Genomic DNA, 22073 nt, shown 5'->3' with positions numbered 1-22073 from the left:
CCGTGTGATTATCAATTTGTTATATCATAGGTCGTCGTGCGTGAGCGCGATTACATGCGCATGCCTCAGCGTGCTTCATTATATCATGATTCGCATCTACGGTGCTTTCCGTTGCTGTCGCAACTATCATGATCCAATTCGCCGCTCGCCAATCATGCAAGCATGTTGGCTCACTTGCGCTCATTATATCATCTATATATGCTACTTGTTCTCTTCCTTTATAAGTCTGTTGAGATCTTCCAACAGCTTGTGTATCCTCTCATTCTCCATCTTGAGACTTACCTGGTTCACAACCATGCGGGCTGAGAGTGGACAAACTTCCTCAAGCACCTCAAGTCCGTTCTCCCTGAGTGTGCTTCCTGTCTCAACTATATCTACGATCACCTCTGAAAGTCCAACTATAGGAGCGAGCTCCACTGAACCATTGAGCTTGATTATCTCAACTGTCTGGTGCTTACGGTTGTTGAAGTAATCCTTTGCGATCACCGGATACTTACTTGCAACTCTTATGATCTCATTCTTCTTGAGAAGCTCTCTGGCAGATGCCGGTCCGCATACACACATGCGGCACTTTCCAAAACCGAGATCCATGACCTCATACAGGTTTCTTCCCTCCTCAAGTATTGTGTCCTTACCTACAACGCCTATATCGGCCGCACCATATTCTACATAAGTAGGAACATCTGTGGCCTTTGACAGGAAGAACTTCATCTTAAGCTCCTCGTTCACAAATATAAGCTTTCTTGTGTCGGGATCCTTCATCTCCTCACATGTTATACCTATCTGTTCAAGCAGCGCAAGTGTCTTTTTTGCAAGTCGCCCCTTAGCAAGGGCAAATGTTAAATATCTCATCTCTCCATAACCTTTCATCTAATTCAATCTATTCTCAATCAAGCCGTAAAAGTTTCTTCTATAAATTGCCATCCCACTTGGAGTGTGATCGGCTTATCAGATCGTATGCCACCGCATCGCCTGACTGTTCAAAATATATAAGGCCTGAGAAATGCTCTCTACCCGCATACTCGATATAGTCATCAACCGATTTCTTCTGTGACTTTCTTATGAGCTCTATCTTGCGTCCCTCACTTCTGAGCTTCATACCGGCCTTGATAGCCTTGCCCTGATTCTCTATATCATAGAGGATGATCGTGTTTGAATAATCCACATCTATGTCTATATTCTGTCTGTTCATGGCCATTATGAGCTCCTCAACAGTGAAGGCAAAACCGATAGACGGTGCATCCTTTCCAAACTGCTTGAGAAGATTATTGTAACGACCGCCCTTGACAACAGCATCACCGGTTCCATAAGTATATCCGCGGAATATGATTCCTGTATAATAGTTGTATCCGTCAAGCATACCGAGATCAAAGCTTATGTGATCCTGATATCCATAGCACTCAAGGGCTGCATATACTCTTCTGAGCCTCTTCACAGCCTCAAGTGATGTCTCATTTGACACATATCCCTCAGCCTTGTCAAGCATGGATATTCCGCCGAACAGAGAATCAAATGCAACAAATGCTTTCTTAAGAGAGTCACTTATATCAAGTGCATCCACATACTCCTCAAGTCCGAAAAAGTTCTTGATATGGATGTACTCTTTTATCTGATCCTCCTCGTCCTCACTGATACCAGATTCAGCAACCAGACCCTTGAAGTAGTCTATCTGGCCTATCTCTATCTGGAAATCACTGATCCCGATCTCGTTGAAGCAGTCTATCACAGTTGCGATTATCTCAGCGTCAGCAGCGGATGAATCATCATTTACAAGCTCGGCACCGATCTGTGTGACCTCCTTGAGTTTTCCCTGAAGCTTGAGTGTGTTTGTATAGGTATTGCCTGTATAGCAGAGTCTGACAGGAAGCTCCTCATCTGCATAATACTTTGCAACACATCTCGCTATTGAAGGTGTTATATCCGGCCTGAGCACCAAAGTATTGTTGTCCCTGTCAAAGAACTTGTACATCTCATTGGAAGGTGCTGAACCCTTATCTCTGTTAAATATATCAAAAAACTCAAATGTAGGTGTCTCTATATCGTGATAGCTGTATAACTCCAGAATATGATGGAGTTCATGCATAACCTTTCTCTTCTTCTTACATTCTACATCGTAGGTGTCTCTCACTCCATCCGGGGTCTGTAACAGTTTGTCCTGCATAATCATATCTCCTTGTCAATTAAACTTTGCCATGCTTCACGTTCTTTATTATTGCTTTATCGCATTAAAGTGATAATTTGCTACTTTGGTAGCATGTCAACGTGCACATTATATTAAAGCGGATTGTATTTGTCAACCTCTATCATCAAGATCCCTGCTTAGAGGTTCAAGATAATGTACCAATGCACCACCCTTGGCTCTTATAAAGAAATTGGGATCAAGTTCATTGTACTTGAAGTTGTTGGCATGCCCATTCTGGACTCTCTCAAGATACCCCTTAAGCTCCTCGAATCTCATATAATACAGTTCATTTCGTTCCGAGAACATTATGATAAGGAAGCTTACACCGTTCTGTCTCTCGAAATCCTCCATGAACCTTATCTGATGCTCATGAATGTTACGCATTGTAAATGTATCAGTGGCACATTCCTTTGCATCGAAACATACCGGAACTCCCTGGACAACACCTATATAGTCGACGGTTGAATCCTTCTCGAAATACGCCAGGGTGATCTGGCTGCTGTCCTTGTCAATCTTTATCGGCGTGATAGGTGTCGGGATCTTCTGGACCAGCGCAAGGTTCTTCTGTCTGTAATATTCATTTGTGTTGTTTATCATATCCTCCAGTGTGGAGCCACGAAGCCCTCGCGAATTCCATGTAGCCATCTATTCAAACAAATCCTTTTCTATTCTTTTATACATATCAGGCTTGAATGCTGAGAAGCTCTTGCCCGTCAGATAATCCAGTCCACCGACAACATCGGTAAACTCCACCTCGCCGCAGTGCAGAATCTGGTTTCTAAGCTTGTATGTCTGTCTGAAATGTATGTTTGTCTCCCTGTCACCATACTTCTGGTCACCGATCACCGGATACCCCATGTGCTGGAGCTGTGCCCTTATCTGGTGAGTCTTACCCGTTATGAGCTTTACCTTAAGCTCTGTATATTTTCCATTTGTTCTGACCGGCTGGAATATGGTATGGATCTTATCATAGCCCAAGTCCCCGGCAGCCCTGCGTATCTCCTCCACACTGTCACGTATTGTCACAGTGTTCTTCTTATCATCCTTCACGAGATATGCCGTAATATCCTGCGTCTCTGTCATATTTCCCTTGACTATGGTGTAGTAATATTTGTCTATGCGTCTCTCCCTTATGATCCTCGAAAGCTCCTGACTTCCCATAAGTGACACTCCACACAGAACAAGGCCGGAGGTATTCCTGTCCAGCCTGTTGCATACAGAAGGCTTGAAGGTTCTGAGCTGAGTCTCAGTTATATACTCATTGTCAAGCAGATAATCGATGACACTCTCATTGATCGAGTAATCGTCCTTCGATGCCTTCTGTGACAATACACCCGCCGGTTTATTGACTATAAGTATGTTGTGGTCGTGATATATGATCTCCGGTTTAAACCTGTTTCCACCTGTGGAAGCACCGGCTCTCACGCTGTCATCCCTGAATGAATCTATGGTCTCATCCGACAGATAGAGCTGTATCACATCTCCAACATACACGATCTCATTTCCAACCGCCTTGCCGTTATTAAGTTTTATGTTTTTCTTTCTTATCATCCTGTAGACGAAGCTTGAAGGAGCCTTGTTAAGGTACTTCATGACCAGCTTGTTAAGCCTCTGGCCGGCTTCGTTCTTTGAAATAACTATCTCTCTCATTTTTTTCTATATTCCCAGCTCATATAATCTGTTTCTGATCTTCTCATCGGCACCGACAAATTCATCTGAAGGTGCTTTGATCTTCTCGGCCTTTGCCACAAAACCATCAATGTCTGTGGCTATGATCACAACATATTTTTTCTGGTCTGCCAGAGCCTCTGTAATGATCTTCTTGAGCGCTGCCTCATCAGGTATCTTTTTGCCATATCCACCATTGTAGTAAAACAGCATTCTGCCATCTCTTATGACCGCAGCAGGGAAATACACTATTCCCTCGTACCTGCTTATCGACACATCATATACAAGTGACGGATCTCCAAAGTATGATAACTTCTCAAGTTTAGCGTACTCATCCTTCGTGAGTTCCTTGAACCCTGCACACATTATGTATGCCACAAGCTGTTTTGCAAGCGGCAGGGCGACGAGTATCGGTATGACTATAAATACAGTCTTTCTTGTGTCAAACATAGCCACAGTAAAGAATACTCCGGCTATAACAAACAATCCAAGTACAATGATACTTATAAGAACATTTCTCTTATGCCTGTTCATGTATCCGTGTTGTCCTTTTTCCATATCATCCTCCATTTATCTCTGGTCTGGCTGTAGAGCTATGTCCGCCTGCAGCCCATATATCTACTTCATAAATCTGATCAGCAAACTGTGAGGCAGGTACTTGCTCACAAGTCTGAACGCCTTCATGAGCGGCGAATACACCGATATATCGCTCATATAATACGCGTCAAACAGTGCCTTTTTTACAACCTTCACAGGATCTGCTCTTAGAATCATCTTATACGGCTTGGACTTTGTGTACTTCTGCGCAACATCGAAGAACTCTGTCTTGACAGGTCCCGGGCAGACAGCCGTAACAGTTATCCCCTTTTCCTCAAGCTCTCTGTTAAGTGCTCTTGAAAAGCTCAGCACCATTGATTTGGATGCCGCATATATAGCAAATGATGGCTGAGGCAGAAAAGCTGCAGATGAAGCAAGATTGATTATATTTGAAGGGCCTGACATATATGGCAGAGATATATGTGTTATGGCAGCCAGCGCCCTGCAGTTGAGATTCAACATTCCAGTCACGTCGTCCACTGTCATATTCTCAAAATGGCCTGCTATTCCGTATCCAGCTGCATTTACAAGTACTCTTATTGATGGAGCCTGTCTCTCAAGAAGATTTCTGTAGAACTTGATATCAGTCTCATCGGTTAGGTCAAGCGCAAGTATCCTTACAAGCTTTCCACTTACCGCGTTTATCTCGGTCTTAACCTCAGCAAGCCTGTCTTTTCTCCTTGCTATAAGCCATATCTCGTCGATTGTCCTGTATCGCTGTGCTATCTGAAGTGCAAATTCTCTTCCAATCCCTGAAGATGCTCCTGTGATTATCGCTACCTTTCTCATGACATCATCCTCCATCCCGATAAATATTTGTTTTTTAATACTCCTCTGTTGTTCTTGGCCCACCCGAGCGGATATCCATCCACGCAGACAAGCACATACCCATTCTCTATATCCTGATCATCTTCCAGCTCGACGGTCTCTCCCTTTAAATACTTTATGACCCTTATGTCATCCGCCGAAAAACTCACAACATTGTCAAACTGATCTGACTTGAGATACATCGCAAGTGACTGACTCGGTTCAAATCTGTTCTTCTTGACCTCACCGAGGAACAGTCCATGCCTCAAAAGCCTGAGTCCCTTAACATCAGGCATTCCCTCTGATATATAATAAAGTCTTCCCTTATTTTCCTCTATCCTGTCTGTCTTTATACCCGCAGACTCAGATACATGCTTTATAAATGCGATGAAATCCTCATCCGGCCTGTACGACTTGAACGAGTATGTTGAGTTTCCTCTATATGAGTCATCCTGATCCTTTTCAAACAGAGCTATGAAATGACCTTCGCCCTTCACGTGATGAGGCCACAGTCTTGAACATTTCACAAGCTCAGGATTGCCGGTCTCTCCCCAGGCCGGATTGCCGTCATCAAATTTCTCATATTTAGGAAAATCCACAAGATGCATACTGTCATCTATCGACAGCAGATACTCCACCGACCTCTCATCCTCCTCGGGGGAAAATGTACATGTGGAATAAAGCAGCTTTCCGCCCGGTTTCAGCATCTTGCACGCTTCATTTAATATTCCTCTCTGCAGTCCGGCAAAAAGTTCAGTTCCGTTGTTCTCCCATGCAGTCATCATCGATGAAGATTTTCTGAACATTCCCTCTCCGGAACACGGTGCATCTATAAGTATCTTATCGAATGTACCCTCAAATGCCTTTGACAGATTATTTGGAGGTTCACTTACCACACACATGTTTCCTATTCCGAAAAGTTCCAGGTTCTTCAGAAGCGCCTTGGCTCTCGAGTTGCTTATATCATTGGATATAAGTATTCCCGTGCCATTAAGCTTCGCCGCAAGCTCGGTGGATTTGCCTCCCGGTGCCGCGCATATATCTAGTACCACATCTCCATCCTCTATATCCAGAACACTGGCAGGTGTCATGGCACTTGGCTCCTGTATATAATAGAGCCCCGCATAATAGTATGGATGCTTGGAAGGCGTATACTTCCTGTGATCATAGTAAAAACCATTCTTAGTCCACGGCACAGGCTCCAGCTCGAAAGGACTTATCTTCAGAAAGTCCTCCACGGATATCTTGGATGTATTCACCCTGATTCCATGATACATATCACTGTCAAAACACTTTATATAATCCTCGTATTCATCGCCAAGCTGTATTCTGATCCTCTCGTCAAACGCCTTTGGTAAAGTCATAACAAACTCCTTTATCTTACGCTCTGGGCCTTGTAACCCTCAGCTATTATGTCAAGCTGCTTTGCAAAATTCTCAAGCAGCTCCATATCATCCTTCTTATATATAGAATAAAACTCATCCTGAATCTTCTGGATCTCTCTTGGATTTCCCACCTTGTACAGATTCTGGATATTAACAATGATCTCCGAAACTATATTCGCCTTGATATTGAACGAATTCTGTGCATCCATGATCTCTCCGCGGACATATGACATCTCCCTGTCAAGTGCAACGGTGGCATCCGCAGCGTTCTTGAGCTTCGCCCTTATGTCCTCTGGAATTCCCTTCCTGTACTTGTACTGCAATGAATGTTCTATGGTTGCCCAGAAGTTCATCGCCATTGTCCTTATCTGGATCTCCGCCTGTATGGTGGTGCATCCATTTACCGTATATACATCGTAATCAAGTATGATGTGATAGCTCTGATAGCCGCTGGCCTTGGCATTTGCTATATAATCCTTCTCCTCACGTATCCTCATGTCCTGTCTGCCACGTATAATCTCAACCACCTTGCTGATATCCTCGGTGAACTGGCACATGATCCTGATTCCGGCTATGTCATCCATCTCCTCAACGATCCGGTCCATAGGAATATTCTTCTTCTGAAGCTTATCGATAATACTGGAGACCGTTTTCACCCTTCCGGTCACACTCTCTATAGGTGAGTACTTTCCCATACTCTTGTACTGCATTATTATGTGGTTGAACTTCACGAGAAGCTCATCAACCGCCTGCTCGTAAGGAGACAGTATCTCCTTCCAAAGCTGAATCTCCATATAAAATAACTCCTCCCAATACAAATACTACTGTGACACTCTTGTGCTCAGGAATGTATACTCCTTCTGTCCTTTCTCATAATCCGGATACTCAGACACAAGCTGTCCCGCTATCTCATAAGCCTTATCGTAATCCTCGTTCTTCTCATAATATGTTATCTCAAGCATCAGGAGCTCTTTTCTGTATATCTTGTCTCCACTGTCAAGTCCATTTGTAATATATGCGATCGCAGACTCCATATCACCGTTATTCAGATAATATGAACCGTACATGGCATATACATACGAGTTGAATCCAAATGTCTGGACATATTTTTCATAGCTCTCAAACATCTTATCGGACTCATCAGTAACTGCGTAGCATGTTCCTATGTACATATAAAGCTCCGGATATGTCTCCGCCTGCTTCAGAAGCACATCGAGAGCACCGCCATAATTTCCCTGTGAGAAATCACTGAGTGCAGTTGCCAGTTCCTTCAGATCTTTTACATTTGATCCGGTAAATGAATCCTGTATCAATTCGTTGTATGTATTTGCGGCCTCTGTGTACTGCGCGCTCTTGAGATACGCATCAGCCAGATACAGCTTTATATTCTGATCCTTTTTCTTTGAGAACAACTGATTCTCTGCCAAGGCATTGTCAAATGAATCTATTGCCTCCTGATACGAACCTGACTTGTAATATTTTACGCCCTGATCGTAAAGTTCATCCTTCTGTGACACTATTGCCGATATAGCGTATGAGATCAGCAATACAGCCACACACGCAAGTATCACCAATGCAAAAATTAGTTTATAGTTGATCTTTCTTCTCTCTTTAAATATGCTGCGTTTACGTCTAGACATATGTTATCTCCTTTGAATCACAGTATTTTTATTACACGGCATAGCTACCGCAGTTTATACATCATTTTATATTAGCACAATCCAACAAATATATAAAGTAAAAAAGCGGCTTTGCTGATTTTCATCAGCAAAACCGCTCTCAATTCTTCTATAAATACAATATCTGACGCCGACAGGTCTGGCAGATTAGTGATGGAATAATCTGATTCCTGTAAATACCATGACCATATCGTACTTGTCAGCACACTCGATAACAAGATCGTCACGAACTGATCCGCCAGGCTGTGCAATGTACTTGACACCGCTCTTGTGAGCTCTCTCTATATTGTCTGAGAATGGGAAGAATGCATCTGATCCAAGGACAACATCTGTGTTCTGCGCAAGCCATGCCTTCTTCTGCTCTGCTGTGAACACCTCAGGCTTAACCTTGAATCTCTTCTGCCACTCGCCTTCCTTAAGAACGTCCTCATACTCATCACCCATGTATACGTCGATGGCATTGTCTCTGTCGGCTCTTCCAAGTCCGTCAACAAACTGAAGTCCCATAACCTGTGGTGACTGACGAAGGAACCAGTTGTCTGCCTTCTGTCCTGCAAGTCTTGTACAGTGGATTCTTGACTGCTGTCCGGCTCCGATACCTATAGCCTGTCCGCCCTTTACATAGCATACTGAGTTGGACTGTGTATACTTGAGTGTGATGAGCGCGATCTTCATATCGATCTCAGCCTGCTCTGGAAGATCCTTGTTCTTTGTAACAAAGTTTGACAGTAGATCCTTGTCGATCTTGAGCTCGTTTCTTCCCTGCTCAAATGTAACACCGTATACCTGCTTTCTCTCGATCTCAGCAGGAACATAGTTCTCATCTATCTGGATGATGTTGTAATTTCCCTTCTTCTTTGCAAGAAGAAGTTCCATAGCCTCATCTGTGTATCCAGGAGCGATAACACCATCTGATACCTCTCTCTTGATAAGGCGTGCTGTGTCTGCGTCACATACATCTGAAAGTGCGATGAAATCGCCAAATGATGACATTCTGTCAGCACCTCTTGCTCTTGCATATGCGCATGCAAGTGGTGAGAGCTCTCCGAGATCATCTACCCAGTAGATCTTTGCAAGTGTATCTGTAAGTGGAAGTCCAACTGCAGCGCCTGCTGGTGAAACATGCTTGAATGATGTTGCTGCTGGAAGTCCTGTTGCCGCCTTGAGTTCCTTTACGAGCTGCCATCCGTTAAATGCATCAAGGAAGTTGATGTATCCAGGCTTGCCGTTTAAAACCTTAACAGGAAGATCACTGCCATCCTCCATATATATTCTTGATGGCTTCTGATTTGGATTACAACCGTACTTTAACTGAATCTCGTTCATGATCAAATATCTCCTTTATTCTTTAATTACTTATTCTTGTTCACGATCTTTGTCTCATACTCACCTGTTGCGATGTCAATATATCTGACGAACAGTGACACCTTGTTGTCCTCATTGAGGCTGTTCCATACCTTGTCTGTGAACTCATCGATATCACCGGATATCTTAACCCACTTTGGCTCACCCTCAAAGCTTGGGAGCGGATTGCCATCATGCATATATGTGTGAATGAAATGTCCCTCACCGGCTACAGGGTTCTCGTATGAGAATGTGTATCTGTTATTTGCAGCAGGGTTGCCGTTGTTGCTCTTAAGTATGGACATTGAATAGTCGAACACACCATTCTTTATGTGCATAACACCTGAGATTCTAGGTGTGTAGTTAGGGCCGTCAGGCTCAAACTGTCTGCTTCTGAGTGACTGCTCAAATGTGAGCTCATCGTCAAGTCCGTCATATATAGTGTCTGTCTGATCGCCATTTGTAACTATAGTCTTATTGCCAAGAACTCTTACAGGTGCATAGATGATAAGGCTTGGATCCTCAAGCTTTGATGGATCAAACGCCTCTGTTCTGATTCCTTCGCCCTCTGTCACAAATACTCTGTTACGGCTGTTTGAGCTTCTTCCCATGATGAAATAAGCTGTCACTGCCTTCTTACCATCCTCGGACACACCGATAACGATTCCGCGTCCTGGATATGCATTTTCGCTAAGTTCCTTCTCAAGTGATAACATTTCCATTTTCTGTTGTACCTCCATGTGTTTTCTCGTACCTGTGAGCTGATGTTATGCTGCAAAGCATCCTAAAAAAGAAAGCCGGCCACCTGCGCACACAAATACATGTCTTGATATATTTGCTTGCCCAGGCGGTCGGCTTGTCTTAACAGTACACTCCCTGTAGGTAATTCCTACCAGCCATCGGCTGTCTCCGCCAGTCGTGTACCAACATGTTTTTATAATATAGTAAATCTTTTGTTATTTCAAGTGTTATCTTACATAAAAAGGTGCGTTGTCATAACTTACAACGCACCCCATATATATTACTACAACTGTTATTTAATTAGAGCTTGTGACTACATCCGCCATGACAGTTCGAACAGTCGCCACCACATATGTGTTTGCCCTTTTTTCTATCCTTTACCATACCTCTGACAATGAAGAACACCATCAGAACGATTATGGCCGCCACAATGATTGTACCAAGATACTCTGACATAAGTCACCACTCCTTTTATATTATATGGAGCAGACGCATTTAAATGCGCTTACGCGCGGCGTCTGCGTGCTTCATAAGGATTCCTCCCACTTACGTGGGTCCCTCCTTATGAAAAGTTAAGCGTTGAGGAACTCCTTGCTTGTCTTTACCTTCTTGTTTGGATCCGGACGGAACAGCATGAAGAAGAACAGAACAACAAGTGCAATTGCTACTACTGACCATACACCGAATGTACAAGCTCCTGTGAATAGACCTGCGATTCTGTATACAACAAGTGCTACAAGGTAAGCAAATCCACACTGATATCCGATTGCGAACCAGAACCACTTAGCACTGTTCATCTCTCTCTTGATAGCACCCATAGCTGCAAAACATGGTGCGCAGAGAAGGTTGAATACAAGGAATGAGAATCCGCTTGCTGTTGTGAATGCGCCTGCAAGTGCCTGGTAAACTGTACCATCTCCACCACCGTAGAGGATACCCATTGTACCAACGATGTTCTCCTTTGCAACAAGACCTGTGATAGATGCTACAGTTGCCTGCCAGTTACCCCATCCCTGTGGAACGAAGATCCATGCTATCGCATTACCGATCTTTGCAAGAATACTGTAATCGATCTGGCTCTCATCAAGCATCTGGAATGAACCATCAACAAATCCAAAGTATGTTGTGAACCATACAGCGATTGTTGAAAGTGTGATTATTGTACCAGCCTTCTTGATGAATGACCAACCACGCTCCCACATGCTTCTGAGTACAGAACCTACTGTTGGAATATGATAAGGTGGAAGCTCCATAACGAATGGTGATGGATCTCCGGCGAACATCTTTGTCTTTTTAAGTATTATACCAGAACATATAATTGCTGCAATACCAATAAAGTAAGCACTTGTTGCAACTATTGATGAACCACCGAATATAGCACCGGCGATCATGGCGATAAATGGAACCTTAGCACCACATGGTATAAATGTTGTTGTCATGACTGTCATACGACGGTCTTTCTCATTCTCAATTGTACGTGAAGCCATGATACCTGGCACACCACAACCTGTACCTACAAGGATAGGTATGAATGACTTTCCTGAGAGACCGAACTTTCTGAAGATACGGTCCATGATGAAGGCGATACGTGCCATATATCCACAGTACTCAAGGATTGCAAGTAAGATGAACAGTACGAGCATCTGAGGTACGAAACCAAGTACAGCACCAACACCGGCTACAATACCATCGATGATAAGTCCATGTAACCAGTCTGCACATCCAATCTTGTCAAGTCCTGCAGAGATGAGATCTGGGATTGAAGGAACAAATACGCCATAATCAGCAGGATCAATCTCTGCCATCTGTGTCTCGTTGAAGTAATCAACTGCATCAAGATATGACATTGCGTTTGTTGTCTCTTCGTCAGCATTTGCTGGAACCTCTGAGTAGTATACATCGATATCGTATGTATCGAGTGTCTCCTCATCTTCCATCTCATACTTAACGCTTGCCTCTGTGTTTGTGTTTGCCTCGATAGCTGCCTTTGTGGCATCTACATCAACAGCATCCTCGTCATCTGTTACGAGTACGCCGTATGCATCGAGTGCTGTTGTTGCTGCATCATAGTCACCTGATGCATCTTCATAAGCTGAGCTTCCGATGCCGAAGAGATGGAAACCATCGCCGAACAGGTTATCATTTGTCCAGTCTGTGCACCATGCACCTACTGTTGACATTGCTATATAATATACGAGCCACATGATGAGAACGAATATAGGAAGTGCAAGGATACGGTTTGTTACAACACGGTCGATCTTATCTGATATTGTAAGCTTCTGTCCCTTTGCAGCCTTCTTTACACACTTGTCAATGATTGATGAAATGTATGAATATCTCTCACTTGTGATAATACTCTCTGTGTCATCATCGAAATCATCCTCAAGCTTCTTGATCTCTGCTGAGCAATCTGGAGCATTCTTCATCTGCTCTATGATCTTGCTATCCTTCTCGATGAGCTTGATCGCGAAGAATCTCTTTCTGTTCTCCTCCATGTCAAGCTTAGTGCTTACGCTCTCGATTGCAGCCTCAACAGCCTCATCAAAGTTGTGAACTCTTGCATTTGCTGTCTTGGACTTTGCTGCTGCGATAGCCTTCTCTTTAACCTCGTCAATACCGGTACCCTTAAGAGCTGAGATCTCAACGACCTCACATCCAAGAGCTTCCTTCAGGTTCTTGATGCTGATGGAGTCGCCGTTCTTCTTTACAAGATCCATCATGTTAACAGCCATGACAACAGGGATTCCGAGCTCAATAAGCTGTGTTGAGAGATAAAGGTTTCTCTCTATGTTAGTACCATCGATAATGTTGATGATGGCATCAGGATATTCTTGAATAAGATAATTTCTGGCAACAACTTCCTCAAGAGTGTATGGAGAAAGTGAATAGATACCAGGAAGGTCGGTTATGATAACATCCTTGTTACCCTTAAGCTTACCCTCTTTCTTCTCAACTGTAACACCTGGCCAGTTACCTACGTACTGGTTAGCGCCAGTTAAAGCATTGAATAATGTTGTTTTACCGCAGTTAGGATTTCCTGCAAGTGCAATCTTTACTGACATTGTTTACCCTCTTTCCTATTGTATTGTGCAGACGCATTTAAAGGTGCTTACGCACGGCGTCTGCGTACTTCATATTAGCCTTTTCTATCATATGTTAGCATATACTAACGTATGAACAAAAAAATAAGCTGTTACTCTACCTCTATGATCTCAGCATCAGCTTTACGTATTGATAACTCATAGCCTCTTACAGTAACCTCTACAGGATCACCGAGAGGGGCAACCTTACGAACATAAACCTGTACACCCTTTGTGATGCCCATGTCCATGATACGTCTCTTTACAGGGCCCTCGCCTGCAATCTTCTTGACAGTGACAGTACTGCCAACCTTGACATCTTTTAATGTGCTCATGATCTTACTCCTTTTACATACTTTTGTCGTCAGTCAGATACATGTAATCGTACCTATACAAGTATCTTGCTGGCCATATCTTTATCAATGGCAACACGGGAATCTTTGATATTAACTATAAGATTTCCTGCATTCTCTGCCACGACAGTTACAACACTACCTTCAACAAAGCCCAGCTTTTCAAGAAACAATCGTGTTTTCTCTCTCCCGCCAACCTTTTTGATCACATTGGCTTCTCCCGGTTTTGCAAATGTTAATGGCATAATTGCACCTCCTTAACTAGCAACTTAAACCACTGATTTTCATATCGTGGTTAGTATATACTAACATTAATTAGATGTCAATAATATTAATCATTTTGGACTAATTGAACAAAACACGGCTCTTTTATTGATAAAAAGTGCCTATTTGTCGAAATTCGTATTTCAATTATAAAATTGAATAAAAAAATCATTTATGATATATTATTTATAATTGCTACATTGATACAGATACATTTATAATGTTAAATATAAGGGGGATATATAATAATGTTGACCACGAATGAATCAGTAGAGAATTATCTTGAAACCATTCTCGTTCTCAGCCAGAAGCTTCCGGTCGTCCGAAGCGTTGATGTTGCCAACGAGACTGGCTATAAGAAATCAAGTGTAAGCGTTGCTATGAAGAATCTCCGGGAGATGTGTTATATAGAAGTAAGCGATTCAGGATACATAACTCTCACAGCAGCCGGTAAAAAAATTGCAGAGATGATATATGAGAGGCACCAGCTTCTGTCTTCATGGTTCACAAGTCTCGGCGTTGCAAAAGAGACCGCAGCCGAGGATGCCTGCAAGATCGAACATGTTATAAGCCAGGAGACTTTTGAGGCCATCAAGAGGCATGTGAATTCTACAAATGAATAATATAGAATATAAGTTCTGACACAGACTGGATAAACAACAAAACAGGAACAGCGTATAGCTCCATAGCAAGCTATACGCTGTTCCTGTTTTATATGGAATATATAATATTGCTCTTAACGTACATATCCAACCAGCTCGCCCTGTCTGACTCTGGTCTCAATATCTTTTCTAGAATTCTCAACTATTCTGTCTAAAGGAGCGACTTTGTCCTTCTGGATGAGAAGAATGATTGTTGAGCCACCAAACTCAAAATAGCCCTTTTCCTCTCCTCTTCTGACATCCGTGGAATCCACATACCTGTTAACTATACGACCAACCAGAAGTGCTCCAACCTCCATATCAATGATGGTTCCCGCATCCTGCGTCCTTATAAGACAATACTCTCTGGTATTTTCTTTGTAAATGTCGTAATATTCACTGGCTATAGGGTTAACTGTGTGATATAAGCCTTCTATACGTCTGACATCAGACTGCTTTCCAGACACGTTATATATGTATCTGTGATAATCATCGACACACAGTCTGAACAGCCACAATTTTCCACCTCTGTAGTGTCTCGCAAGCTTTTTGTCCCTGAGGAGGGATGCCACCGTGTACTCTGAATCCTTTATATTGAAAGTCTGTCGTTCTGTGTCTTCTATATCATATACCGTAAGCCTGCTGTCACATGGACTCACAAAACCTTCATCGGTCATATCTATGGCCCTTGCTCCCGGCACCAGCTTTCTCTTGAAGAAATCGTTATATGAGTCAAACTCATTCTTCTGACACACAGATATATCAATATCATTTTTCTTAATGAATGGGTTGATCATGATTCTGGATAATCCAGTGTCCATGAATCTTCCCACAAGCTTTGACACCTCTGGTCTGATCAGCCATCCCAGCACCATACGACCCGCTCTGTTGCCATATAACAGGCGCAGGACTCTGTCCTGTGTCGATACACACTCATTATGTTTTGATCTTTTGTATATTGCATATTTGTTCTTTATCATATCTTATACATCATCCTTCATCGCTTCTGTATATCCGGTTTAGCCAAATTACTTCTATATCTTTTATTTTTCATAGCTCCTATACACTTATAACTTATAATAGAAGGGATATAAAATAAGGAATAGTTATGATATGACGTCTGACCATGTATCTTATCATAAGCCAAACTACGGCAACTGCCACAATGACAATTATCACCATAAGTTCCTTTGTGGTTGGCTTAGGGAATCTGAAATCTGTTATGAAAAGTATCATTGCAAGTATCATGATTCCATGAAGCAGAATTGGGAAAGAGGACCCAAGCAAAGGTGACGTAACGTATATTATAGGAAGCCCCACCGATATTGCGGTGATCGGCATTCCATGGAAATACTTTCTTCCATCCGGCTGCTCTATGACCTCAGCATCATCATCGTCATTGTTCTTCTTCTCCTCGAGCACGTTATAGTATGCAAGTCTTATCATTCCAGCCAGACAGTACAGTGCAAGAATAACCATTCCAAACGGCGTGTTCATTCCTGAATACCAGCACAATACAACAGGAAAAACTCCAAAACTCACCAGGTCACAGAGAGAATCTATCTGGATACCAAATCTCTTCTCATCCATAGTCCTATCCTTCTTGCTCCTTGCGACTTTTCCGTCAAATGCATCAAACAGACCGGAAAGTGCAAGACACAATATTCCTATGCTAAGGTGTCCGGTAAATGTAAAGAACATGCCTGTGATAGATGACACCAGGCTCATATATGTCAAAATAACTGTATAATTATAAAATCCTACCATGTGTGAAATACCCCGTTTTTTTCTTTTATACTTGCAAAAAGCACGTATGAATCAAATTATACACAATTACTTGACATAAAACCACATCTTTTTGCAAATCTTTCATACAATTAATCCTTTGAAGCTGTTTTCCATACACACGGTCCCCCAGCCTGTATATCTGTTCGGGTAACTGCCCAGTGAACCGAGAGGCTTTGCTCCCCTTATAAGCTGAGCCTTAACCCTCTCTCCGTACATAAATGGATCGTTCCCCAGGACTATCCCCCATTCCATGATAAGTGCCGCACAGCCAGACACAAATGCCGCCGCCAGCGATGTGCCATCGGCATTTCCGTATCCATACTCACCATAGCTGACAGTCACTCCGACACCCGGAGCTGCAATATCCGGTTTTATGGCATTATCCGACGTAAAACCCCTGCCTGAAAATCCCGTTATGGATGCATTTACCTGATCATAGGCAGCCACCGTTATTATATTTGATGCCGTACCCGGGATCGTGAGGGTTCCATACACCGAAGGATTCTCAAATGCAACCTGCCCCGTCACATAACTGTCACCGGGTAGATACGCATTGAATATCCCATTTGCAATGCTCTTCGGTGCAATCCTCACATGCCATATCCCCTGCTCTATATCCCCGGTCTCAGACTGGAAAAATACATATATGAGCTGCTTGACATTGTAAGGTGAAGGTCCCTGGAATATCCCAAGCAACTCCGTGCTCCCATAATACGCCCCGGATACTATCTGTCCCTCCGTGAGATACGCCACAAGGTCGTAGGACGGCGAATAGACGAGCACATCGAAGCTGTCGATATAGTTTTTCCATATCTGCAGGCCAAAGTTTTTCACACCGGCCGCCACCGCAATGTCAATACTCGCATAGCTTACATTTCCAAGCATACCGCTGGTATGCAGTTGTCTTCCACCGTCATTTCCTGAACCCGTGACAACACACACCTTAGCCATCTGGGCCACAGAATTAACAAACAGCTCAAGTGTCGACGTGCCATCATGGGCTCCAAAGTTATTTCCATATGAAAGATTTATCACTACCGGAGTTCCAGTCTCCATGCTGTATCTCACAAGCAGATCTATCCCCATCATTATACCTATCGTGTCCGGCAGCGCGCGTTCAAGCGACTGTTCAACGACAATGATCCGGGCTTTTCCCGCCACTCCTATATTGCTCCCGGCGGCCACAGATGCAACCTCCGTGCCGTGCTGCTCTCCCATGACACCGGGCAGCCGCCTGTCCTCATACATTTGCCCGATCTCACTTTGATCATATATCCGTCCAAGACCATAGCGGTTTGGGTAAGTCCTTTCATAATCTGTATTCTGGTTCCAATACATGACTATCCTGGAGCCGGCGTCATCTGCAAATTCCCGGTTGAGGATATTCACGCCGCTATCTATAATTCCAATACATACGCCTTCGCCTGTGAGCCCATACTTCGACATGAAATTTTCCGTTATGCAGGATATGTATCTGTCATAGGCGACACCCGCACCATAACTGTAATATTGAGCTTTATCGATATAAAGTACCCTCGGCTCCTCCTGAAGCCTTTTTATATTGTAGGAATACACGTTCACTATGGCATATCCCCCGAGCAGATAAACGCAGCTATTCAGAATATCTCCCTCAAGATCATCTATGTCACCGGAATGTCTGATTATCAGCATCCACGAATCATCGGATGCGTTATATCCAAGATAAAGACTGCTGTACGGCATGTAACCATCCGCATCCATGGCAAGTTTAAGTTCAGGGCTTATTTTGTCATCCATACATATACATTTCTCATTTTTTATCATTATATTGCACAAAATATCGCTCTATGTCGCAAATTGTTTGCTTATTTCGCACTTTTTAGGATGTTTTAGCACTTTTCCACATTATCCACAGATTTATACACATTTTTCAAATATATAGTCGTATATTGAAAAACTTAACCACATTTCCATCAACAAATTAAAAATTCAATCGAAATATCGATGCTTCATTTATTGTAATACGACCATTTTCTTACCGGCCCACATATATAATTCCAATTGCACTACATGAAAAGAAGTGAATTATTTGAACTTTCTGACAAATGTATTACTAGGCAGACATTCAAGGATCACCAATGCTATCGGTTACCTGGACACAGGTAACACGCTAAGATGCAATCTCACAGGACGCAACGTCGCCGTGACTACATACGCCGTAGCCATCGAACTGGCTCCACCGGAACTGACTCCACTGCTCGATGACTACATCAAAAAACCGTCTTCCATATATGAATATGATTACCGTGATGACATTCCGGCCGGAATACACATAATTCCCTACAATACGATATGCTCCGGAAATCAGCTTATGCTCGCCATGGACATTGACTACATGTTCATCGACAGCTCATACATGGAACACAGACCACTGATCGGTATCAGCCCAAATACATTTAATATACTTCACACAGACAAATGTATTCTTTTAAGCAAATATTATATGAAAAGAGGCAAAAGACATGTTAAACACAATAAGGAGTAACGACTTCAAATTTACTGTTGCCAGCAATATTTCACTGCGCTCCCTGAAAAGCGGCAAAGATATATATTATATTGGAGGAACCGAGGTACTTCCCGCCCCGCTGGAACCCCACGAGGAGGCCGTGGTCATAAACGAACTCACAAACAACCAGTCGGATTCCGCAAAGAAAATGCTGATAGAGCGAAATCTGCGACTTGTCGTATACATTGCTAAAAAATTTGACAACACGGGTGTCGGAATTGAGGATCTGATATCCATAGGCACGATCGGTCTCATCAAGGCCATAAACACCTTCAAAAATGACAAAAACATAAAGCTTGCTACCTACGCATCAAGATGTATTGAAAATGAGATACTCATGTTTCTCCGTCGCAACAGCAAGCTCAGAACAGAGGTGTCCATCGATGAACCGCTGAATGTTGACTGGGACGGCAACGAACTGCTTCTGTCCGACATTCTGGGAACGGATGAGGACGTAGTCTACCGTGATCTGGAGACAGAGGTAGACTACAATCTCCTCGACAATGCCATATCAAAGCTCTGTGAAAAGGAACGCACCATCATAGAACTGCGGTATGGAATAAACACCATAGGTGGGGTAGAAAAGACTCAGAAGGAGGTGGCTGATCTCCTGGGAATATCCCAGTCCTACATATCCAGGCTGGAAAAAAGAATAATCAAGAAGCTTCGCAGAGAGATAATGAAGCAATACTGATACACACAGACAAATATGACCGGGAAGCTACATACATCCGTTGTTCTGCAGTCTCCCGGTCATAATCTTTCAGTGACGATATTATGTCATTATGACATACTGTCAGTGATGATATCCCGCCATACGTCTCTTGTAATCATCCACTTTATCCCTCAGTTTGGTGTAGTCCTTTTCCTTGAGCTGCCCCTCCTCATTAAGCTTCGTAACCAGCTCATCAAGTTCCTTCAAGGCTTTATGCGCCAGATCCTTGTAGTTGTTCGCCAGATTCATATCCAACTCATTCACAGCCGAATTCACCTGCTGTTTTACTTTTCTACTCATCATAATATATCACCGCCCATTCATTTCAAGATCTTATTCCCACGTATACCAAAAGAGCCTGAAACCCTTGATTCTACTCAGGTTTCAGGCTCAATATAATGCCGGCTGCGGGACTTGAACCCGCACTTAAAATCATCTAAAAAGCCATTTTTCGTTGATTTTACAAGGTTTCTAAGGTTCAAAATGTAATCTCGTTTTGATTACTTTGATTACTTTTATAAATGCTATTACTGATTACTTTTCGCCATCATCTTCTTATTTGCTTTTTCAAGAATATTTCTCTTTTCCTCAATTTCTGAAACATCATAGGTGTAATATTGGCTATTTACTTCTGGTGTATTTCCTATAATACTAGAAGCAACAATAGAAGATGTCCCATCACATCGAATAGTTGAGTTTATGGTTCGTCTATAACAATGTATACTAATACTTTTATCGACACCTGCTTGATATGCTTTGTTTCTGGCACAGTCTCCAATTTTTCTCTTATTTATATGACCATCTTTGTTCATAAAAATATAATCTCCTAAGAACCCAAATAGTTCTTCGGTGGTTTTAATCTCTTCTAACAGTCTTTCTATATCTTTCGTAATTGGAACTATCCTTGGTTTTTTGTTTTTTGAATAATTGACAATATAATATTTATTTTCAATTCTGTCATAAATTTCTTCTTTATTAATTATTATTACATTGTCTTTAATAGAGTCCCAAGTTAAAGCAGATATTTCTCCGACTCTCATACCTGTGTACATTGCTAATTCTACAGCATAAGGCACTATATAATCAGGTTTTTGTTTGTAGTCACTTCTTAATTTTTTGACTACTTTTGCCACTTCAATTTGATTTGCAATTCGATCTTCTGTATTATAAATCTCATATACACAATTTCTCAAATAATAAGAAGTAGGATTTAGATATATACATGGGTTTTCGTTTATATATCTTCTAACTATGGCATGTGTAAATATACTTTTTATATAACCTATCAATGCCTTCGCTGCTTTAGGTTTAAGTTCCAATTCTTTGATGGTTTTTTGAATAAATATATCTAATCTATCGCCAGTGATTTTAGTAATATCAGCGTTTTCAATCCATGTATCTTTAAAATATCTTTTATAATCCGTATCATATTTGGACAAGGTATTATTAGAAACTACTTCCGATTTAAGTTTTTTATAAGACGAGAAACAGTCTTTGAATGTGATTACTCGATTCTCACTCTCGTTCTCATAGAAGTCAAGAATAGCCTCATGTATTTTATCCAAACTTTTCTTTTTTATTAATCTTCTTCCGTTTTTCTTTGTATTATCGGATAAATATGTGTACCAAAAGCCATTATCTCCTTGCCATATTTTGTATTTGTGCTGTGATATTATATCATTAATTTTACTCATATATAATTGTTCTTGCACATCTGATATATTGATTATACCTTTATCTATAGCTTGTTGCAATATACTATTCATATTGTCATTTATATATATCACCTCTTTAAACAGGGGATAAATTGATATAAATATCAGTTTATCCCCTGGTATAAAATTTTAGTATTACTGTTTACCTGTCGATCCAATACCTCCTCTATCAGTATCATCAAGATGTTCAACTTCAACAAATTCTATCTCTGGCTGAACCTTCTGAATCTCAAACTGACAAATCCTATCGTTTTTATGAATAACTGTGTCTCTCATAGCAATTGCTGGAAACTTCCAACAGTCATTATCTCCACTATAACTATTATCAATCTGACCTACACTGTTTGCTAAAATGATGCCAAAATTTTTATATGTACTACTTCTCGGATATACATTAGCCTTGTATCCATCAGGAAGTTTCATTCCTACACCAAGAGAAATGAGTCTAAAATCACCCTTCTTCATTTCTACTGTCTCTGCTGCACGAAGATCTATCAAATCACCTTTACTAATCTTTTCTATCTTATCTATCTCATCGTCAAAATATTTTATCTTAATTTTCTCCATTT

At 42.0% G+C, this 22073-nt stretch carries 24 protein-coding genes and 1 riboswitch; of the genes, 3 read left to right on the top strand and 21 right to left on the bottom strand.

The genetic code is table 11. The annotated features are described in order from the left end of the window. Positions 1-201: 201 nt before the first annotated feature. The 15 genes from hisG to AB5150_RS00225 form a co-directional block, all read right to left on the bottom strand. On the bottom strand, positions 202-852 hold the full coding sequence (gene hisG, locus AB5150_RS00295) for an ATP phosphoribosyltransferase (protein ID WP_055144488.1): 651 nt from the start codon (positions 850-852) through the stop codon (positions 202-204). Between the two features lie 58 nt (positions 853-910). Next, positions 911-2161: an ATP phosphoribosyltransferase regulatory subunit gene (gene hisZ / locus AB5150_RS00290; RefSeq protein WP_022216494.1), complete on the bottom strand. Its 1251-nt coding sequence runs from the start codon at positions 2159-2161 to the stop codon at positions 911-913. A 132-nt stretch (positions 2162-2293) separates the two neighbouring features. Next, on the bottom strand, positions 2294-2827 hold the full coding sequence (locus AB5150_RS00285; RefSeq protein WP_368291006.1) for a Holliday junction resolvase RecU: 534 nt from the start codon (positions 2825-2827) through the stop codon (positions 2294-2296). After that, positions 2828-3832, bottom strand: a complete 1005-nt coding sequence (locus tag AB5150_RS00280) for an RluA family pseudouridine synthase (RefSeq protein ID WP_118017591.1) — start codon at positions 3830-3832, stop codon at positions 2828-2830. It lies immediately after the preceding gene. A 6-nt stretch (positions 3833-3838) separates the two neighbouring features. Continuing rightward, a complete protein-coding gene (locus AB5150_RS00275; RefSeq protein ID WP_015534904.1) occupies positions 3839-4408 on the bottom strand; it encodes a hypothetical protein in 570 nt (189 codons plus the stop codon). A gap of 60 nt (positions 4409-4468) precedes the next feature. Further along, positions 4469-5236, bottom strand: coding sequence for an SDR family oxidoreductase (locus tag AB5150_RS00270; RefSeq protein WP_015534903.1), 768 nt, complete (start codon positions 5234-5236; stop codon positions 4469-4471). Further along, entirely contained in the window at positions 5233-6618 is a 1386-nt protein-coding gene (locus AB5150_RS00265; RefSeq protein ID WP_368291004.1) for an RsmF rRNA methyltransferase first C-terminal domain-containing protein, read from the bottom strand. Before AB5150_RS00265 ends, AB5150_RS00270 begins: the two co-directional genes overlap by 4 nt. Positions 6619-6629: 11 nt before the next feature. Next, the gene (locus tag AB5150_RS00260) at positions 6630-7433 is read right to left on the bottom strand and encodes a GTP pyrophosphokinase family protein (RefSeq protein WP_022216499.1); all 804 of its coding nucleotides are present in this window, start codon (positions 7431-7433) and stop codon (positions 6630-6632) included. Positions 7434-7460: 27 nt separating this feature from the next. Continuing rightward, entirely contained in the window at positions 7461-8279 is an 819-nt protein-coding gene (locus AB5150_RS00255; protein ID WP_015534900.1) for a lipopolysaccharide assembly protein LapB, read from the bottom strand. 186 nt (positions 8280-8465) lie between these two features. Then, positions 8466-9644, bottom strand: coding sequence for a phosphoribosylaminoimidazolecarboxamide formyltransferase (locus tag AB5150_RS00250; RefSeq protein ID WP_015534899.1), 1179 nt, complete (start codon positions 9642-9644; stop codon positions 8466-8468). Positions 9645-9670: 26 nt separating this feature from the next. Continuing rightward, entirely contained in the window at positions 9671-10384 is a 714-nt protein-coding gene (locus AB5150_RS00245) for an IMP cyclohydrolase (protein ID WP_022216500.1), read from the bottom strand. A 112-nt stretch (positions 10385-10496) separates the two neighbouring features. Continuing rightward, positions 10497-10592: riboswitch (ZMP/ZTP riboswitch) on the bottom strand. Between the two features lie 111 nt (positions 10593-10703). After that, entirely contained in the window at positions 10704-10859 is a 156-nt protein-coding gene (locus tag AB5150_RS00240) for a FeoB-associated Cys-rich membrane protein (RefSeq protein WP_022216501.1), read from the bottom strand. Positions 10860-10975: 116 nt separating this feature from the next. Beyond that, a complete protein-coding gene (locus tag AB5150_RS00235) occupies positions 10976-13465 on the bottom strand; it encodes a ferrous iron transporter B (protein WP_368291002.1) in 2490 nt (829 codons plus the stop codon). Between the two features lie 131 nt (positions 13466-13596). Further along, positions 13597-13818: a ferrous iron transport protein A gene (locus tag AB5150_RS00230; RefSeq protein ID WP_022216503.1), complete on the bottom strand. Its 222-nt coding sequence runs from the start codon at positions 13816-13818 to the stop codon at positions 13597-13599. Between the two features lie 53 nt (positions 13819-13871). After that, positions 13872-14084: a FeoA family protein gene (locus tag AB5150_RS00225; RefSeq protein ID WP_044997990.1), complete on the bottom strand. Its 213-nt coding sequence runs from the start codon at positions 14082-14084 to the stop codon at positions 13872-13874. A gap of 264 nt (positions 14085-14348) precedes the next feature. On the opposite strand from AB5150_RS00225, the gene AB5150_RS00220 reads away from it, so the two are divergent. After that, complete coding sequence (locus tag AB5150_RS00220; protein WP_022216504.1) at positions 14349-14723, top strand: metal-dependent transcriptional regulator; 375 nt, start codon at positions 14349-14351, stop codon at positions 14721-14723. A gap of 113 nt (positions 14724-14836) precedes the next feature. Here AB5150_RS00220 and AB5150_RS00215 read toward each other — a convergent pair whose 3' ends face one another. The 3 genes from AB5150_RS00215 to AB5150_RS00205 all read right to left on the bottom strand — a co-directional run bounded on the left by AB5150_RS00215 (position 14837) and on the right by AB5150_RS00205 (position 18305). Next, positions 14837-15721 (bottom strand): phosphatidylserine decarboxylase, encoded by an 885-nt coding sequence (locus AB5150_RS00215; RefSeq protein ID WP_055279973.1) that lies wholly within the window; start codon positions 15719-15721, stop codon positions 14837-14839. Positions 15722-15815: 94 nt separating this feature from the next. Then, positions 15816-16508 carry a phosphatidylcholine/phosphatidylserine synthase gene (locus AB5150_RS00210; protein ID WP_055144505.1) on the bottom strand — a complete coding sequence of 231 codons (693 nt, stop codon included), beginning with the start codon at positions 16506-16508 and terminating at the stop codon, positions 15816-15818. A gap of 102 nt (positions 16509-16610) precedes the next feature. Then, complete coding sequence (locus AB5150_RS00205; RefSeq protein ID WP_055273013.1) at positions 16611-18305, bottom strand: S8 family peptidase; 1695 nt, start codon at positions 18303-18305, stop codon at positions 16611-16613. 292 nt (positions 18306-18597) lie between these two features. Here AB5150_RS00205 and AB5150_RS00200 point away from each other — a divergent pair, with 292 nt between their 5' ends. Together AB5150_RS00200 and sigE are read left to right on the top strand one after the other, a co-directional pair. Next, positions 18598-19053 (top strand): sigma-E processing peptidase SpoIIGA, encoded by a 456-nt coding sequence (locus AB5150_RS00200; RefSeq protein WP_368290998.1) that lies wholly within the window; start codon positions 18598-18600, stop codon positions 19051-19053. After that, positions 19031-19768, top strand: a complete 738-nt coding sequence (sigE, locus tag AB5150_RS00195) for an RNA polymerase sporulation sigma factor SigE (RefSeq protein ID WP_368290996.1) — start codon at positions 19031-19033, stop codon at positions 19766-19768. Before AB5150_RS00200 ends, sigE begins: the two co-directional genes overlap by 23 nt. 102 nt (positions 19769-19870) lie before the next feature. Here the strand turns inward: sigE and AB5150_RS00190 are convergent, their stop codons facing one another. The 3 genes from AB5150_RS00190 to AB5150_RS00180 all read right to left on the bottom strand — a co-directional run bounded on the left by AB5150_RS00190 (position 19871) and on the right by AB5150_RS00180 (position 22071). Then, entirely contained in the window at positions 19871-20092 is a 222-nt protein-coding gene (locus tag AB5150_RS00190) for a hypothetical protein (protein ID WP_015534896.1), read from the bottom strand. A 224-nt stretch (positions 20093-20316) separates the two neighbouring features. Beyond that, the gene (locus AB5150_RS00185) at positions 20317-21555 is read right to left on the bottom strand and encodes a tyrosine-type recombinase/integrase (protein ID WP_368290993.1); all 1239 of its coding nucleotides are present in this window, start codon (positions 21553-21555) and stop codon (positions 20317-20319) included. Between the two features lie 84 nt (positions 21556-21639). Next, positions 21640-22071, bottom strand: a complete 432-nt coding sequence (locus AB5150_RS00180; protein WP_368290992.1) for a dUTP diphosphatase — start codon at positions 22069-22071, stop codon at positions 21640-21642. Positions 22072-22073 lie beyond the last annotated feature (2 nt).

Origin of the sequence: Coprococcus sp. RTP21281st1_F1_RTP21281_210402 (assembly GCF_040915325.1) — a bacterium.
Taxonomy (GTDB): domain Bacteria; phylum Bacillota; class Clostridia; order Lachnospirales; family Lachnospiraceae; genus Coprococcus; species Coprococcus aceti.
Note: the sequence above shows the minus strand (reverse complement) of the source record. Positions and strands in the feature narration are given on the sequence as shown.